The following is a 16,951-nucleotide window of genomic DNA, read 5'->3' as shown; positions in this document are numbered from 1 at the left end:
CTGTTACCGGTCAAAAGGCTGAAAAGCCATAACTTGCACGGTTTGAGCGGCGTTTCACCGGACGCGGGCGAATGCCCGTGACCGTATCTGGAAGGACAGGGAACCGATGAAACGGGCTACCCGAAACAGTGTGATCGCCTTCGCCGCCGTCTCCGGTGCGATGGCTGTGGCGGGACCGGTGTACGCCGACTCCGCCGCTGACGGTTCCACGGGCGGCTCGCCCGGGCTGATCTCCGGCAATGGCATCCAGTTGCCGGTGCACCTCCCGGTGAACGTGTGCGGGAACACCGTGAACGTGGTCGGGCTGCTCAACCCGGCCCACGGCAACAGCTGCGCCAATGTCGGCAAGGCCACCAAGAAGAACGGGAAGGACACGAAGGCGGGGGCCACGACGACGGGCGGGGCCACCGCGAAGGGGAGCACGCAGGGCTCGCCGGGTCTCATCTCCGGCAACGGCATCCAGCTGCCGGTCGATCTGCCCGTCAACGTCAGCGGCAACTCCGTGAACGTGGTGGGCATCGGCAACCCCGTCTTCGGCAACACGTCCGTGAACACCTCGGACGAGCACCCCGACGAGCCCGCGACGCAACCGCCCACGCGGGTCGTGCCGCCGGTGCACACCAAGCCGCCGGTCCGGGCCCACCACCCGAGCACCGTCCGCTCGACGCCGAAGCCGGACCCGGTCGTCGTACGGCACCAGCCGGTCGGCACGCTCGCGCAGACCGGTGCGGACGGCACCTGGGCGGCGGCCGGCGCGAGCCTGGCGCTGCTGGCGGGCGGAGCGGTGCTGTACCGGCGCGCCCGGTCGGGGACGGCCGGCCGGCAGGGATGATCCCGGCCGCCCCGGCCGATGCCCCGAGGGGTGCCCTTCTCCGGCCGGGAGCGCGCCCGTTCCCGACGCGGTCACGGTCCGCGGCCTCCGCGGGCCGTGACCGCGCGGCTCACCACCCGGTGAACAGCAGATGGTTCAGCAGGAGCGCGAGCACCGCCTGCGCGGCCAGCCAGCCGCGGGGCCGCGGCAGGAGCGCGCAGACGGGGAGCAGCCACATCGCGAACGGCAGCCAGATGCGCTCCGTCTCCGCCTTGCTCATCCCGGACAGATCGGCCGCCAGCAGGGCGAGCAGGGCCGCCGCCACGACGAGCGCGAGCCGGGCCTCGGCCGAGGGGGCCGTGCGGCGGCGGGCCGCCACCGCGCCGGCCCGCCGCAGCCCCGCCGCCGTGGCCGGGCCGGTGACCAGCACCGTGCAGGCCAGGTTGGCCCACACCCAGTAGCCGTAGGGGCGGGTGCCGCCGACGCCCTGGTAGTAGCGCGTGACCAGCAGCCGGTACCCCTCCCACCAGTCGAACCCGGCGAGCGTGAACGCCACCGGGACGACCGCCGTACCGGCCAGGAGCAGGACGAGCAGGACCGGTCGCTCGCGGACCCGGCGCCGCCCGATCACCAGCACCGCAGCCCCGATCAGCGCGAAGAGGGTGAGGCCGTACGAGAGATAGCAGGTCAGGCCGAACAGCAGTCCGCTGCCCGCCGCCCAGGCCACGGACCGCCCGGTGACCGCGAGAGCCAGCAGCGCCACCGACCAGGCGGCCACCGCCGCGAAGTACCCGTCGGCCGAGGCACCCACCCACACGGCGGCCGGGGCCAGCGCCAGGAACGGCGCCGCCCGCCGGGCCAGGCCCTCGTCGGCCAGCGCCCGCACCGCCACCAGCACCGCCACACAGGCGGTCGCCCCGACGGTGACGCACCAGGCGCCCGCCCAGCCGCCGCCGCGCAGACCGATCCGGTCCAGCAGGACGAAGGTGAGGGTGGCCGCCGGCGGGTGACCGGCGATGTGGGCGGGAAAGGGGGCGGGGGAGCCGCTCACGATGTGGTGGGTGAAGTCGCGCAGGGCGGCCGGGATGTCGTGGAAGCGGCCGATGACCGTGAGGTACTCGTTGCGGGTGGTGAGCCGGCCGGCCACGCCCCGCTGCCAGCCGTCGACCAGCGCCAGCGACCACGTCCAGGCCAGACAGGCGCCCCAGGCCGCGACGAGCAGCCCGCGCCAGGGCAGTCGTGCGGCGACGGCCGGCCCGTACGCCACCACGGCGACGGCGACGAGTGCGGCGGCAGGGGTGCCCGGGCCCACGTGCGGGTCCCAGTCGGCGAACAGCGGCGGCCAGTGCACGAACAGGGTGCGGTAGGCGTCCTGGATGTGCCGGCCGACGAACACGGCGACGAGGACGAGCAGGGCGGCGGCCGAGACGGCACAGAGATCGGCATATCGACTACGGCGGGTCACAGCGGAACGCTAGGGCGGCGACCGGGCGGAACCACGGATCAGCGGCCTGACGTCAGACTTTCGTCATGGGTTGCGGCCCCTTTCCGGGGGTGCTCCCGGCCTACCGTCGGATCATGCGAGACGACGACCCACGGCTTCCCTCCTCGCCCGGCTTCTGGCGCAGCCCGCTGCGCGGCCCCTGGTTCACCTCGGTGCTCGGCCTCGTGCTGCTCGTCGGCATCACGGTGCTGTTCGTGACGGGCCTGGTGTCGTACGCCGCCTACAACCCGGGCCTCTCACCCGTGAACGACCAGACCCCGGACAAGGGGATCCTGGGCTTCTACCTCTTCGCCTGGCCGACGCACCCGTACTGGCTGTACCGGCTCACCCAGGGCCTGCACGTCACCCTCGGCATCACCCTGATCCCGGTCCTGCTGGCCAAGCTGTGGTCGGTGGTGCCGAGGCTGTTCGCCCTGCCCCCGGCCCGCTCGCTCGCCCACGCCCTGGAGCGGATCTCCCTGTTGCTGCTGGTCGGCGGCGGGCTGTTCGAGTTCACGACCGGTGTCCTCAACGTCCAGCTGGACTACGTCTTCCCGGGCTCCTTCTACCCGCTGCACTTCTACGGCGCCTGGGTGTTCTTCGCCGCGTTCGTGGCGCACGCGGCACTGAAGGCGCCGACCGCCCTGCGGGCCGTCCGCCGGCGCGGGCGGAAACAGGGGGAGGCGGTGACCGCCCGGCCGGCGGAAGAGTCGCTGGTGTCGCCCCGGCCCGATCCGCCGACCGTCTCCCGGCGCGGGGCCCTGGGGTTCGTCGGGGGCGCCTCGCTGCTGCTGCTCGTCACGACCGTGGGGCAGAGCGTCGGGGGCGCGCTGCGCCGCACCGCCCTCCTCGCGCCGCACGGCGGAGCCGACCCGGGCGACGGGCCGAACGGCTTCCAGATCAACAAGACGGCCGCGTACGCCGGGATCGACGCCCAGGAGACCGACGAGGAGGCGTGGCGGCTCGTCGTCACCGGGCCCTCCGGGACGGTCCGCCTCAGCCGCGCCCAACTGCTCCGCATGCCGCAGCACAGCTCGGCGCTGCCCATCGCCTGCGTCGAGGGCTGGTCGACGGCGGACCAGTGGTGGCGCGGGGTGCGGCTGCGCGACCTCGCGGCGCTCGTCGGCCACGACGGCGACCCGCCGGACGTGTTCGTGGAGTCGCTCCAGCGGCACGGCGCCTTCCGCCGCGCCGCCCTGCGCGCCAACCAGGTCGCCGACCCGCGCTCCCTGCTCGCCCTGCACGTCAACGGCGAGGACCTGTCCCCCGACCACGGCTACCCGGCGCGGGTCATCGTGCCCGCCGCGCCCGGTGTGCTCAACACCAAGTGGGTGGCCCGGCTGACCTTCGGAGACCTGTGATGCGCCCGCGCCCGCCGCTCGGCAACCCGTTCCAGATCCTGCTGCTGGCCTGCTCGTTCGCGCTCGCCGTCTATGCCGGGGTCCGGCTGCTGGCCGGCGACTGGGCCGGGGTGGCGCTGTGGGTGGTGGGGGCGGCCCTGCTGCACGACCTGGTGCTGCTGCCGCTGTACGCGCTGGCCGACCGGGCGGTCGCACGAGCGCTGGGCGGACACCGGGCGTGGGTGATGTACGTCCGGGTTCCCGCCGCCCTCTCCGCGCTGCTCCTGCTCGTGTGGTTCCCGCTGATCAGCGGGATGGTGGACCGGCGCTACCGGTCCGCCACCGGCCTGTCCCCGGACGGCTTCCCGGCCCGCTGGCTGCTGATCAGCGCCCTGCTGTTCGGCGGCTCGGCGCTGCTTCTGGCGCTGCGGGTGCGCAGGGCGACGAAGCGTCGCCCGCCGGCCGTCCATTGACCGACGGTCCGCCAGCGCGCCCGCCCCGCGTACCGCAGCAGTGCCGGGGTACCGAGCCGCGCCCACGGGAAGGCGCCGCCGCTGCTCGTCCCCCCGTCGGTGCCGTCGACGACCTGCACCTCGGCCAGTTCGTCGACGTCCACCGCGGCGGTCTCCGCGATCAGCAGGCCGCCGGGGCGCAGCAGCCGGGCCACCCGGTCCAGCAGGGCGCGCGGATCACCGCCGATGCCGATGTTGCCGTCCATGAGCAGGACGGTGCCCCAGCGTCCCTCGCCGGGCAGCGGCTCGAACACCGAGCGGCGCAGGGCCTGGCCGCCGAGCCGCACGGTGTGGTCGACGGCGGCCTCGCTGACGTCGATCCCGAGGACGGTACGTCCCCGGACGGCGAGTTCGGCCACCAGCCGCCCGGGTCCGCAGCCGACGTCGAGCACCGCGCCCTCGCACCGGTCCAGCACCGCCTGGTCGACCGGGTCGGCCCGCGCGCACCACCGCTCGACCTCCAGGGGCAGCAGCCATCCGTCGGTGCGCCGCAGGAACAGCGGGCCGCGCCCGGTGCGCAGGGCGGCGGCGTAGGGGTCGGCCCCGGCCCAGGCGACGGCCGGCGAGGTGCTCATCGCGGGATCCCGATGTGCGCGGTGCACACGGCCAGCCGGGCGGCGAACCGACCGTGCGGCGCCCGTGCGGCGACCGCCGCCGCGTCGGCCGCGGTGTCCACGTCCCGCAGCCGGGGCAGGTCGCGCACCCGCAGCCCGGCGGCCACCAGCCGCCGCCGCTGGACGGCGCCCGTATCGGGGGTGGACATGGGCACGCCCCGCAGCAGGGCCGGATCGGGCTCGGCCAGCCCCAGCGCCCAGAAGCCGCCGTCCTCCGCCGGACCGAAGCACGCGTCGTACCCGGCGAAGTCCGCGGTGAGCAGCTCCGGGGTCACCTGCGGGGTGTCCATGCCGATGAGCAGGGCGGGGCCGTCGCACCGCGCGAACGCGTCGGCCAGCCGCAGATCGAGACCGCCCGCGCACTGCGGTACGACGTCGAAGCCGGGCGGCAGCCAGGGGCCGGGGGTTCCGTCGAGCACGAGGACGCGCCGGGTGGCGGGCGTGGCCGCCACGGCCCGCAGGGTGTCGGCGAGCGCCGCCTCGGCGAGCGACGCCGCCTCGGCGGGCGTGAACGGCGGCGTGAGCCGCGTCTTGACCCGCCCGGGCAGCGGTTCCTTGGCGATGACGAGCAGCGTGGTCACCGTACGGCCCTCCCGCCGGCCGGGGGCTCGGCCAGCACACGGCTCATGTCCCGCACCGTCTGCCAGGTGCCGCGCCAGGTGCCCGTCACCTTGGAGACGCCGGTGCGCGGCAGGTACGGCACGTCGTGCTCGGCGATCCGCCAGCCCGCGTCGGCCGCGCGGACCACCATCTGGAGCGGATAGCCGCTGCGCCGGTCGCTCAGCCCGAGCGCGAGCAGCGGCTCCCGGCGGGCGGCGCGCAGCGGGCCGATGTCGTGCAGGCGCAGCCCGGTACGGCGCCGCAGCAGCCGCGCGAGCGCGACGTTGCCGGCCCGGGCGTGCGCGGGCCAGGCGCCCCGGCCCCGCGCCCGCCGCCGGCCGAGGACCAAGTCGGACTCGCCGTCGAGGACTTCGCGCACGAACGGCACGAGCAGGGCGGGGTCGAGGGAGGCGTCGCAGTCGCAGAAGCAGACGACGTCGGCGGTGGCGGCGGTCAGCCCGGCGTGGCAGGCGGCGCCGAAGCCGCGGCGCGGTTCATGGACGACGGTCGCGCCGAGGGAGCGGGCGATGTCGGCCGAGCCGTCGGTGGAGCCGTTGTCGACCACGAGGGCGCGCCAGCCCGCCGGGATCCGGGCGAGCACCCAGGGGAGGGCCTCGGCCTCGTCCAGACAGGGCAGCACCACATCCACGTCCGCGGGCACTGAAGGTGTCGAGGGGGTCACGCCGTTCACCCTACGAACGGCAAGCGGACATTTCGGACCGCCGCTGCTTACGAAACGCGGACGTCGGGGGCGGCGCCCGGCCTCGGGTGCGACAGCCGCGAGGGCCCGGTGCGAGGCTGGGGGCATGCAGCAGCCGCACGTCCCCCTGACCGCGCCCGACAGCGCGCTCCCCGCTCCTCCGTCCGCCTCCGGTGCCGCCCGCGTCCTGGTCGTCGACGACGACGCGACCGTGGCCGAGGTCGTCGCCGGATACCTCGGCCGCGCCGGCTACGTCGTCGACCGGGCGGACGACGGCCCCACCGCCCTCACCCGCGCCGCCGCCCACTGGCCGGACCTGGTGGTGCTCGACCTGATGCTGCCCGGCATGGACGGCCTGGAGGTCTGCCGACGGCTGCGCGCACGGGCCGCCGTCCCCGTGGTCATGCTCACCGCCCGCGGCGACGAGGACGACCGCATCCTGGGCCTGGAGGTCGGCGCCGACGACTATGTGACCAAGCCGTTCAGCCCCCGCGAACTGGTCCTGCGCGTGCAGTCGGTGCTCCGCCGCACCCGGCCCGCCGCCGACACCCGCCCGCTGGCCGCGGCCGGTCTCACTGTCGACCCCACCGCCCGACGGGCCGCCAAGAACGGCACCGCACTCGCCCTCACCCTCCGCGAGTTCGACCTCCTCGCCTTCTTCCTGCGGCACCCGGGGCGGGCGTACAGCCGGGAGGACCTGATGCGCGAGGTGTGGGGTTGGGACTTCGGCGACCTCTCCACCGTGACGGTCCACGTCCGCCGGCTGCGCGGCAAGGTCGAGGACGACCCGGCCCGGCCGCGCCTGATCCAGACCGTGTGGGGCGTCGGCTACCGCTTCGACGCGAGCGGCCGGGGGGAGGAGGGCTGACATGCGCGACACCCTGCTCATCGCCCTGTACGCCTTCGCCGGGGCCGCCGCCACGGGCCTGGCGGGAGCCGCCGCGCTACGGCTGCTGCGGCGCCGCTCGCTCACCGTGTCCCTCGCCGTGGTCGCGGCGGTCGGTGTGGGCGGTGTGCTCGCGGGCACCCTGGCGGTCGCCTGGGCGATGTTCCTGTCCCCGCACGACCTGACGGTGGTGACGACGGTCGTCGCGATGGCCGCCGTGGTCTCCCTGGTGACCGCGCTGATACTGGGCCGCTGGGTCGTCGCCCGCAGTCACGAACTCGCCATGGCGGCACGCTCGTTCGGCGAGGCCGGCGACTTCGCCGCCCCCGAGGCCCCGGCCACCGCCGAACTGGCCCAGGTCAGCCGTGAGTTGGCGGCCACCAGCGCCAGGCTCGCCGAGTCCCGGGAGCGGGAACGCCTGCTGGAGACCTCGCGCCGGGAACTCGTCGCCTGGATCTCCCACGATCTGCGCACCCCGCTCGCCGGTCTGCGCGCCATGGCGGAGGCCCTGGAGGACGGCGTCGCCGGCGACCCCGACCGCTACCTCAAGCAGATCCGCACCGAGGTGGAGCGCCTCAACGACATGGTCGGCGACCTCTTCGAACTCTCCCGCATCCACGCGGGGACGCTGGCACTGACCCCGAGCCGGATGTCGCTGTACGACCTCGTCGGCGACGCGCTCGCGGGCGCCGACCCGCTCGCCCGCGCCCACGGCGTACGGCTGGTCGGCGACCGGGTGGAGCCGGTACCGGTCGAGGTCGACGCCAAGGAGATGAGCCGCGTCCTGGGCAATCTGCTGGTCAACGCGATCCGCCGGACGCCCGCCGACGGCACGGTCGCCGTCGCCGCCGAGCGCTCGCCCGACGGCGTGGTCCTCTCCGTGACGGACGGCTGCGGCGGCATCCCCGAAGAGGACCTGCCCCGCGTCTTCGACACCGGCTGGCGCGGCACCCACGCCCGGACGCCGCCGGCCGGCGCGGGCCTCGGCCTCGCCATCGTGCGCGGCATCGTCGAGGCCCACCAGGGGCGGGCCGCCGTACGCAACATCCCCGGCGGCTGCCGCTTCGAGGTCACGCTGCCGGCAGCCCCCTGATCACTCGCAGGACGCGAACTCCCGCATCCCCTCCGCGAACCCGACCTCCGGCTTCCAGCCCAGCTCGGCCCGCAGCCGTGAGGAGTCGGCCGTGATGTGCCGTACGTCCCCCAGCCGGTACTCACCGGTGACGACGGGCGCGGGCCCGCCGTGCGCGTCGGCCAGCGCCCGGGCCATCTCGCCGACGGTGTGCGGCTCACCGCTGCCGGTGTTGTACGCCGTGAGCACCCCCGGCGCGGACCGTGCCTCCAGCGCCACGGCATTGGCGGCGGCGACGTCCCGCACGTGCACGAAGTCCCGGCGCTGCCGCCCGTCCTCGAACACGCGGGGCGCCTCACCCCGGGCGAGCGCGGACCGGAAGAACGAGGCGACACCGGCGTAGGGGGTGTCGCGCGGCATCCGGGGCCCGTACACGTTGTGGTAGCGCAGCGACACGGCGGACCCGCCCGTCGAGCGGGCCCAGGCGGCGGCCAGATGCTCCTGCGCCAGCTTGGTCGTGGCGTACACGTTGCGCGGATCGGCCGGCGCGTCCTCGCCGACCAGCCCGGCGGCGAGTTCGGCGCCGCACACCGGGCACCTCGGCTCGAACCGGCCCGCGTCCAGATCGGCGACCGCCCGCGGCCCGGGCCGTACGACGCCGTCGCGCGGGCACGCGTACCGACCCTCCCCGTACACGACCATCGACCCGGCCAGCACGAGGCGCCGTACGCCCGCCTCGGCCATGGCGGCGAGCAGCACGGCGGTGCCGAGGTCGTTCCGTGAGACGTACTCCGCCGCGTCGCCGAACCCGGTCCCGAGCCCGACCATCGCGGCCTGGTGGCAGACGGCGTCCACGCCGGCCACAGCCCGCGCGACCGCCGTGGGATCGCGCACGTCCGCGCCGGGATCCGTCCGTACGTCGAACACGATCGCCTCGTGCCCGCGCGCCCTCAGCGCGTCGACGACATGAGAGCCGATGAACCCGGCACCGCCGGTGACCAGTACCCGCATACGCCCACGCTAGGCCCGCCCCGGCCCCGGACCACGGGGCCGCGCCCGTACGTCACGAGTCCGTAAGACCGGACACGCGATCCGGGCGGCCGCCGAGCCGGACGGGCAGGTGGCGGGGGCCGCGCAGCATGGCGTTGCGCCGGTACGGCGGCGGGTCCTCGACCAGGCGTGCCGCCGTCAGGCGGGGGAGCAGGGCCCCCAGCGCGGTCTCGGCTTCGATCCGGGCGAGCGGCGCGCCGTAGCAGAGGTGGATGCCGCTGCCGAAGCCGAGGTGCTCGTTGTCCGGGCGGGCGGGGTCGAACCGGTCCGGGTCGCGGAACGCCCTGGGGTCGCGGTTGCCCGAGGCCAGCACCAGGAAGACCGAGGTGCCCTTGGGGATCGTGGTGCCCGCCACCTCGAAGTCGACGAGGGGTGCCCGCTCGCGCATGTGGACCGGCGGCTCGTAGCGCAGCAGCTCCTCCACCGCTCGCGGCAGCAGGCCGGGCTCGCCGCGCAGCCGTTCCACCTGCTCGGGCCGGCGCAGCAGGGTCAGCACCCCGTTGGTGATCAGGTTCACCGTGGTCTCGTGCCCCGCGATGAACAGCAGCGTGGCGGTCACCCCGAGTTCCGCGGGAGCCAGCCGCAGCGACGGGTCCGGCTCGTTGACGAAGGCGGAGAGCATGTCGTCGGCCGGGCGCCCGCGGCGCTGCTCGGCGAGATCCAGCAGGTACTCCCGCATCTCGCGGCCGGCCTGCTCGCCCGCCCGGCCCGCCTCGGCGGTGTCCGCACCCGGCCGTACGTCCGCCGCCGCGACCAGGGTGTCCGACCAGGCCCGGAACAGCGGCTCGTCCTCGCGTGGCACACCGAGCAGGCGGCAGATCACCGTGACGGGCAGCGGATAGGCGAAATCGTCGACGATGTCGACCGGCCGGTCCGCCGGAAGCGCCGCCAGCAGTTCCTCGGTGATCCGGGCGATCTCCCCGCGCAGGGAATCGACCCGGCGGGGGCTGTGCGGCGGACCGAACGGCCGCATGGCCAGGGTGCGCAGCCTGTGGTGCTCGGGGTCGTCGAGGCGCAGGAACGACGGCTCCCTGGGCTGTTCGGACGGCGACCAGGTGCGGACGGAGCGCTCGTCGGCGCTCATCCGCGGGTCGTGCAGCAGAGCGGCGATCTGATGGTAGGCGCCGACCAGACAGCTGCCGTCCTCCTGCGGCACCACCGGACCGGCCTCGCGGAGTTCCGCGTACAGCGGGTAGGGGTCGGGGCGGTTCGCGTAGTCGGTGATCCGTGCCAGCAGGGTGCCGGAGTCGGAGGCCATGACGGCTCCTCGTGGTCGGGCGGACGTGGGTCAGCCGGTCGGCCGCACCACCATCAGCCGGCGGTCGGGCAGGTGACCGGTGAGCGCCACCACGGGCTCGTGGGAGAGTCCCTTCGGGTCCGGCACGTCCGACGGAATCGGCACGTCGGCCGCGATCGCACGGTCCGCCGCGCCCGGCGGGGGCGGGAAGGGAGCCGCCGTCTCGATCAGCTGCCGGTAGTAGTCGAGCGACTTGGCCATGTCGACGGTGACCGCGGCGGTGACCCGCCCCCGGTAGCCGTAGGCCATCGCCAGCCGGCCCGCCTCCAGCGAACCCTGGGCGATGACGACACGGTCGGAGTAGGTGGGCACCCCCACCGACTTGATGTTGCGCCCGAACTGGGTCGACCAGAACGTCGGAACGGTCAGGTGCGGGCGCTGCAAGGGGCCGGGACTGACCATGTTGTGGGCCGCCACCCCGGCCTGGGCGACCGCGTTGCCCCAGTGCTCCAGGGAGAGCATCTGGTACCCGAACAGCGGGTGCGGGAACCGGGAGACGTCACCGGCCACGAAGACGTCGTCGGTGACGATGCCGTACATGTTGAAGGCCCGGCACCCCGCGTCGCAGGCGATCCCGCGCGGACCCGCCGCCAGCCCGGACTCCGCCAGCCACTCGACGTTGCGGACCGCTCCCAGCGCCACGACACACAGGTCCGCCTCGACCCGGGTGCCGTCGGACAGCTCCGCACCGGCGAACCGGCCGTTCCCGTCCCCGAGCAGCGCGGTGACCGTCACCCCGCAGCGCAGGTCCACTCCGTGCTCGCGCTGCATGAGGGCCGCGAGCTGCGACAGCGTCCCGCCGAGCGCGCCCACCAGCGGCGCGGGGCCGAGCTCGGCGACCGTGACGTCCAGCCCTCGCTCACGGCAGGCCGAGGCGATCTCCGAGCCGGTGAACCCGGCGCCGATCACCAGCACCCGGCCCGGCCCGGCGGCCAGCCGCTCGGCCAGTCCCGCGGCGTCGTCGCGGGTGCGCAGGCTGAACACCCCGTCCAGGGCGGCTTCCTCCGGTACGGGCCAGGGCCGCGCCCGCGTCCCGGTGGCGATCAGCACCCGGTCGTACGGCAGGGACTCGCCGTCGGCCAGCAGCACCCGCCGGCCCAGCAGGTCCAGGCCGGTGGCGGCCACTCCCAGCCGCCAGTCGGCGTCCGGGTCCCGGCGCATCGGCAGCCCCGTGGTGTCCGCCGGCACATCGCCGAGCAGCACCTGCTTGGACAGCGGCGGCCGGTCGTAGGGCGGGTACGGCTCGTCCCCCACCACGGTCAGCGAACCGGTGAAGCCCTCGTCGCGCAGCGTCTCCGCGGCCCGCAACCCGGCGAGTGACGCGCCGACGACGACGATCCGGCCGTCCCGCAGCTCACCCGCCACCGGCGGGCACCTCCTCGCCGACGAGGATGGCCTGCACCGGACAGGCCGCCGCGGCCTGGTGGACACGCGGCACCTGGTCGTCGGGCACGGCCGGGACGTACAGCAGCCCCTCCTGCCCGTGCAGTTGGAACACGTCCGGCGCGAGGAACACGCACTGCGCATAGCCCTGGCAGCGTGTGAGATCCACGACGATCCGCATGGCCACGGCGCCCTCCTCGTCTCGGCGCTCCCCGTTCCATCATGGACAGCGATCCGGAGGCCCGCCACGCGAGGCAATCGGAGGAGAGCACCTCCAGCTAGCCCCGGCCGTCCGCGTCCGGCGCGCCCGGCAGGCGCTGGGCGCGGCGGGCGACGGTGGCCGCCTCGGCGATGCGCCCGGCCTGTGCCAGCGCCGCCACGAGCCGCCTCAACACCTCGCTCTCGGTCGCCGCGAACGCGCGGTCGTGGCCGGCCAGCTCCTCGGCGACCACCGCCGCACGCTCCAGGACGGACACCGCGTCGGCCACGGCTCCTTGGGCCGGCAGCCAGTCCGCCAGCACCATCGCCGACCGGCAGAAGGCATCCAACTGCTCGGGTACGGGGTCCTCCAGCCGCATCAGGAAGTCCAGGCCGAGGAGTCCGATCCGGCATGCCGCCGGCTCGCAGCCGTTGTCATGGGCCAGCGTCGCCAGCCGGCTCAGCGCGTTGCACACCTCGATGGACGCGAACTCCGCCGGTTCGGCGAGCATGTCGTGCGCAGTCGCGGCAACGCGGTCGATCACCTCGCGCGCCTCGGCGGACCGGTCGCGCAGCAGCAGGGCGTGCACGAGGACGGCGAGCACTTCGACGAGGTCGGGCAGATACTCCTCCGGGGCGTCCGACGCCAGTTCCTCGACGACGGCGAGGGCGCGGCGGGCCTCGCTCACCGCCTCGCTGTGCCGGCCGGCAGCGGCCAGGTTGCTCGCGTACCGGGCACGTTCGGCGGCGAGCCCGGCCCGGAACTCCACCGTCTCCGGAATCGCCGCCGCGAGCCGCTCCAAGGCCGTGACCGCGCAGGAGTTGACGACCAGGGTCAGTTCGAGCAGCTCCTCGCCCGCCGCGTCGAGCACCGACATGGCTCTCATCGCCTGGGCGTACGACGGCGCGACGACGAGCGCCGTCGTGAGGGCGGCGGGCAACGAACCCTCCGGTGCCGTCACCGCCAGCTCGCACAGCGGCAGCAGCCTGGCGTCCAACAGGGCCGTCAGCGTCGTCCGATGCGGCAGGTGCAGACCGGCGGTGCCGCTGGTGTGCCTCAGCAGGGCCGCGAGTGTCTCGCTCTCGTCGGCCGCCAGCAGGGTGTCGACGAGGGTCGTGAGGAGGTCGTCCGGTTCCGGGAACGCCTCAAGGAGGGAGCGCGCGGCCACCGTCACACGGTCGCCGTCCCCACCGGCCGGCGCCAGCTCGTCGACCCAGCTCCGTACCGTGGGCGAACCGGTGGGCTCGGCGACGAGAGTCGCCAGCAGCGTGCTCGTGAAGTCGAGGGCTGTGGCGCCACCGCCGAGGGGCGAACGCACAGGCGCCGGTGGTGCTCCGGCGCCCTTCCCGGTGTCGGAGCGGCGCAGCCCGTCCAGGGCCGCGAGGAGATCGGGCAGTCCGTCGTCGTCGCCCTGCTGGTTCATGGGCCCCCTCACATGCCGGTGTGGATCATGGACGCGTACCGTGTGATCGTGTGCGGGTCCCGTCCGCGCTGGGCGCGGCCCCACGCGTTCACCGCCTCCGCGCCAGGCAGGCTGTCGGCGTCGGCGGACTCGGTGAGCCGTGCGTACACGGTCCGGGATCCCCGCAGGCTGACCTCGTCCTCGACGGGCCACAGATTGCCGATGACCTGGTTGAAGCCCGCGGCGTAGAAGGCGGAGGCGATGTGCAGGGACTCCGCCGGCAGCGCGATGCTGGGGCGCGCGGTCCGGCAGGCGGACAGGTAGGCCAGCTCACCGGCACCCGCCGCGCCCGAATCGACCAGACGCCAGATCGTCAGAGGAGACGTCGCGTCGTCGGACAGCACGAGCCGGGCCGAGAACGGGTCGTCATGGGACATCGCCGCGTGACAGGCGAAGTGCGCGAGGTGATGCGAGCGCAGCGCGGTGGTGACGGCGGCCGAGGTCGCCTCCGCACCATGGAGAAGCACGGTCCGATGCGGCCACAGGTGCGCGATGGCGTCGATCTCCGCATCCGCGGCGGTCAGTTCGTCGAACCCGGGAGTGGTCCGCATAGCGACCCCGAGGACGCTGCGCACCTCGCCCGCCGCGCGCCCGGCTCGTCGCCGGCCCGCGAGCAGGGCACCGACGCTGGGGACGAACGACGAGACGGCGTAGTCCAGCATCGAGGCACCGGACGGGTCCGGCGCCGCCGCGTGCACGGGCAGGTACGCCAGGAACTCCGAGACACACCACCAGATGCGCAGGTCCGGTGACCGGCCGTCCGTACCCGGAGACAGGCCGAGCGCGTCGATCAGCGGTGCGCACACCGCTCGCCACAGCCACTGTGAGCAGTCGGCGACCCGGTCCTCGAGCACCTGCAGTGCCGCGTCGCTGCCGTCGTCCGCGTCGAGTGCCTCGGACACCGCGATGGTGACCCGGCCGAGGTCGGCCCAGGAGGCGTCCGGCAGCGGGACGTGCGCGATCCCGGACGCGCGGACGACGATCAGATCCGCACGGGAGCCGGTGACGTTCGCCACCACGACGGGCCCGTACGCTCCCGCCGTGAGCAGTTCCCCGATACGGGGCCCACGAAGGAAGTCACCGAGGTCCGGAAGCCCGCGGATCTCGGTCACGACCGCCCGGAAGTCGTCGACGGCCAGCCGCACCTGGCTCCCGGCCAGGGGCACGGACGTCGTCGGCGCCGGATCGGCGTCCGCGGCGGAGCCCAGCACGCCCGCGACGCGCATGCGGTCCGCGACGTGGGTGAAGCGCTCGGCCAGCTCCGGTGCCGCCTGCCGCAGCAGGCTGAGATCCGACGCCAGAGCCAGCGTCTGCGTCAGGAGCACCGCCTTTCCGTGCTCGGCGCAGGACAGCGCACGGACGGGATCGTCCAGCTGAAGCGCGCAGGCCGCCGCGTCCGCGCCCAGGGTCCCGTGGCGTGCCAGGATCGCCTGCCCGTCACGGCGCGCGATGGCCGGCCCGACCATGAGTTCCAGCAGATCCAGCGCGCTCTCGTACACATCCAGCGCGTCGGCGAAGCGACCTGTGCGCTCCAGCAGGCGAGCCAGGTCCCGGGCCGCCTCGATCCGGTCGGCGAGCGGTGCGGTGCGGGCCTGATGTGCGGTGTGCAGCAGCCGTTCGGCCTCGTCCGGCCCGGAGTCGCCCGCCCGGGCCAGCAGCGCGGCGAGAGCCCGGGCCCGCCCGGCGTAGCGGCGGTCGTCGGCCGGAGTGGCGTCGAGCCCGGCCCGCAGCGCGGCGAGCGCCCCCGCGTCCGGCTCGGCACCCTCGGCGGACGTCTGCCGCCAACCGGACAGTATGCGGCCCAGCGACATGAGGGCATCGGCGGCATCCTCGCCGCGCTCCCGACGCAGCGAGACGGCTTCCTCCGCCGCCCGGACCGCCTCGTCGTGCAGGTCGGCGTCGGCGGCGGCGCGGGCGGCGTGCGCCAGCCAGGTCGCGTACGACAGGAGGTGTCCCGGCAGGTCGGGGTGGGTCCGGTCGGTCGTGGCGGAGACGATCTCGCGAGCGCCGCGCAACGCGTAGGCGACGATCCAGTCCTCCCGCGTCCGGTTGTAGAGCGCCGCCAGCGCGTGCAGGGCATTGTCGAGGTACCGGGTCCGGAACCGATTGTCCGGTGAGACCAGCTCGGTGGCCCGGCGGCACGCGTCGACGCCGGCCGCGAGCAGCCCGCCGTCGCCGCGCGCCTCGGCGACGTCGATCAGGTGGTTGCCGAGGTTCGACAGGTACTTCGGCAGTGCCCCGCCGTGCCTCGGCGTCAGCGAGACCGCGTTGGTCATCGCCGTGGTCGCGTGCTCGGCGACGCGGTCGTCCCCGGTCAGCCGGTACAGGTCGGACAGCGCCGTCCCGAGGTTTCCCTCGGCCGTCGCCCGCAGCGTGTCGTCCGCGCCGCCGATGGCCTCCAGCGCACGCCGGTACCCGTCCGCCGCCGCGACCAGCCCGGGGACACTTCTGTCCCGCCGTGCGATCGCCGCCAGTGTCGTGGCCCGGTTGACCTCGAATCCGGCCCGGAGGTCCGCCGCGACGTCGGCCAGCGGCACGCCGGTCATGACGTCCGCCGAGCGCCGGAGGTCATCGGCGCTCCCCGTCAGCTCGTAGCGGGTGCGCAGTGCGGCGCCGAGGTCGGTGCGCTCCCGGACGAGCAGGCGCGCATGGTCGTCCGCCACCCGCGCGTCGAGCAGTGCGACCGACTCGTCGAGGGCGGAGGGGTCGCCCGCCGCCTCGTACAGCGTCAGATCGAGGTGGGCGAGCGTTGCCCGTACGGCATCGTGGACGTTCAGGTCTTCCGAGGGGCGGCCCAGGGGGAGGGGCTGCGGCAGCGCGAGCAGGGGACGGAGCAGCTCGACCCCGCGCCGCAGGGCCACGGCACGGCCCTGACGGCGGTGCACCTCCTGTTGGACGGCGGCGCCGTTGTGCGCGGCGATCAGGAGCTGTTCGTAGGGGACCAGCGACGAGCGGTCCGTGGCGAACGCGGCCGCCACCAGCTGCTCGGCCCGGTCGAGGACCTCGGTGTCACCGTCGGCCCGGTACGCGTCGAGGAGACGCTCGAAGCGCGCGGTGGCAACGGTGAAGGCATGGGCCGAGGCGCCGACTTCGGTGTCCTCCCGCCCCTGAGCCGCCGACTCCGCGGACGTCCTCAACCGGTCGCAGGCGATGCCGTAGTTGTCGAGCAACGAGCGCCACGTGTCGGCCGGTTCCCGGGGGCCGGCCGCCGCCACCGGCCCCGCCGCGTCCACCGCGGCACCCAACAGCCGCCCGTCGCCGTGTTCGTCCTGCAGCAGCACCGCAGCCGCCAGGAGGTTCGACGCGTAGGCCGCCGCGGCGCCCGGCGGCCCGTGACGCCGCGCCGGCCCGAGAGCCTCGTCGTAGAGGGCCGCTGCCTTCAGCAGGTCGTCGGGCCGGCCGCTGACCTGGTACAGCGCGAGGCTGAGCAGACCCGCGCTTGCCAGCCGGATCGCTTCGCGGCGCCGCGACCCGAACCGGGACAGCAACACAAGGAGCCGGCGTTCGGCCGCGAGCCGGCGGACGCGGGGGCTGCTCGGCAC

The 16,951-nt window shown here is 74.7% G+C and carries 14 protein-coding genes; 4 read left to right on the top strand and 10 right to left on the bottom strand.

Going from position 1 to position 16,951, the window contains the following annotated elements:
* The first annotated feature begins 130 nt into the window (after nucleotides 1-130).
* Complete coding sequence (locus tag ABZ937_RS06835) at nucleotides 131-832, top strand: chaplin (protein WP_361686570.1); 702 nt, start codon at nucleotides 131-133, stop codon at nucleotides 830-832.
* A 109-nt stretch (nucleotides 833-941) separates the two neighbouring features.
* Here the strand turns inward: ABZ937_RS06835 and ABZ937_RS06830 are convergent, their stop codons facing one another.
* Nucleotides 942-2,276: a hypothetical protein gene (locus ABZ937_RS06830; RefSeq protein WP_361686567.1), complete on the bottom strand. Its 1,335-nt coding sequence runs from the start codon at nucleotides 2,274-2,276 to the stop codon at nucleotides 942-944.
* Nucleotides 2,277-2,389: 113 nt separating this feature from the next.
* Between ABZ937_RS06830 and ABZ937_RS06825 the strand changes: the two genes are divergently transcribed.
* Nucleotides 2,390-3,655 (top strand): molybdopterin-dependent oxidoreductase, encoded by a 1,266-nt coding sequence (locus tag ABZ937_RS06825; RefSeq protein ID WP_361686564.1) that lies wholly within the window; start codon nucleotides 2,390-2,392, stop codon nucleotides 3,653-3,655.
* Between the two features lie 307 nt (nucleotides 3,656-3,962).
* Here ABZ937_RS06825 and ABZ937_RS06820 read toward each other — a convergent pair whose 3' ends face one another.
* The 3 genes from ABZ937_RS06820 to ABZ937_RS06810 are packed head-to-tail and all read right to left on the bottom strand — an operon-like array spanning nucleotide 3,963 to nucleotide 6,051.
* Nucleotides 3,963-4,721, bottom strand: a complete 759-nt coding sequence (locus ABZ937_RS06820) for a class I SAM-dependent methyltransferase (protein ID WP_361686561.1) — start codon at nucleotides 4,719-4,721, stop codon at nucleotides 3,963-3,965.
* The gene (locus ABZ937_RS06815) at nucleotides 4,718-5,341 is read right to left on the bottom strand and encodes a DUF2064 domain-containing protein (protein WP_361686558.1); all 624 of its coding nucleotides are present in this window, start codon (nucleotides 5,339-5,341) and stop codon (nucleotides 4,718-4,720) included. The genes ABZ937_RS06820 and ABZ937_RS06815 overlap by 4 nt, the downstream gene beginning before the upstream one ends.
* On the bottom strand, nucleotides 5,338-6,051 hold the full coding sequence (locus ABZ937_RS06810) for a glycosyltransferase family 2 protein (protein WP_361686555.1): 714 nt from the start codon (nucleotides 6,049-6,051) through the stop codon (nucleotides 5,338-5,340). The genes ABZ937_RS06815 and ABZ937_RS06810 overlap by 4 nt, the downstream gene beginning before the upstream one ends.
* Before the next feature lie 115 nt (nucleotides 6,052-6,166).
* Here ABZ937_RS06810 and ABZ937_RS06805 point away from each other — a divergent pair, with 115 nt between their 5' ends.
* A complete protein-coding gene (locus ABZ937_RS06805; protein WP_361686552.1) occupies nucleotides 6,167-6,928 on the top strand; it encodes a response regulator transcription factor in 762 nt (253 codons plus the stop codon).
* A gap of 1 nt (nucleotide 6,929) precedes the next feature.
* Complete coding sequence (locus tag ABZ937_RS06800) at nucleotides 6,930-8,039, top strand: HAMP domain-containing sensor histidine kinase (protein WP_361686550.1); 1,110 nt, start codon at nucleotides 6,930-6,932, stop codon at nucleotides 8,037-8,039.
* Here the strand turns inward: ABZ937_RS06800 and ABZ937_RS06795 are convergent, their stop codons facing one another.
* From ABZ937_RS06795 to ABZ937_RS06770, 6 genes are all read right to left on the bottom strand, one after another.
* Nucleotides 8,040-9,029, bottom strand: coding sequence for an NAD-dependent epimerase/dehydratase family protein (locus tag ABZ937_RS06795; protein ID WP_361686547.1), 990 nt, complete (start codon nucleotides 9,027-9,029; stop codon nucleotides 8,040-8,042).
* Between the two features lie 52 nt (nucleotides 9,030-9,081).
* Nucleotides 9,082-10,326 (bottom strand): cytochrome P450, encoded by a 1,245-nt coding sequence (locus ABZ937_RS06790; RefSeq protein WP_361686544.1) that lies wholly within the window; start codon nucleotides 10,324-10,326, stop codon nucleotides 9,082-9,084.
* A 30-nt stretch (nucleotides 10,327-10,356) separates the two neighbouring features.
* Nucleotides 10,357-11,730 (bottom strand): FAD-dependent oxidoreductase, encoded by a 1,374-nt coding sequence (locus tag ABZ937_RS06785; RefSeq protein ID WP_361686541.1) that lies wholly within the window; start codon nucleotides 11,728-11,730, stop codon nucleotides 10,357-10,359.
* Nucleotides 11,720-11,929: a ferredoxin gene (locus ABZ937_RS06780; RefSeq protein ID WP_361687039.1), complete on the bottom strand. Its 210-nt coding sequence runs from the start codon at nucleotides 11,927-11,929 to the stop codon at nucleotides 11,720-11,722. The genes ABZ937_RS06785 and ABZ937_RS06780 overlap by 11 nt, the downstream gene beginning before the upstream one ends.
* Nucleotides 11,930-12,026: 97 nt before the next feature.
* A complete protein-coding gene (locus tag ABZ937_RS06775; RefSeq protein ID WP_361686538.1) occupies nucleotides 12,027-13,370 on the bottom strand; it encodes a hypothetical protein in 1,344 nt (447 codons plus the stop codon).
* 8 nt (nucleotides 13,371-13,378) lie between these two features.
* Nucleotides 13,379-16,951, bottom strand: a complete 3,573-nt coding sequence (locus ABZ937_RS06770; protein WP_361686535.1) for a CHAT domain-containing protein — start codon at nucleotides 16,949-16,951, stop codon at nucleotides 13,379-13,381.

The organism is Streptomyces sp. NPDC046727 (assembly GCF_040645635.1).
GTDB lineage: Bacteria > Actinomycetota > Actinomycetes > Streptomycetales > Streptomycetaceae > Streptomyces.
This window is presented reverse-complemented; position numbering and strand designations above follow the sequence as displayed.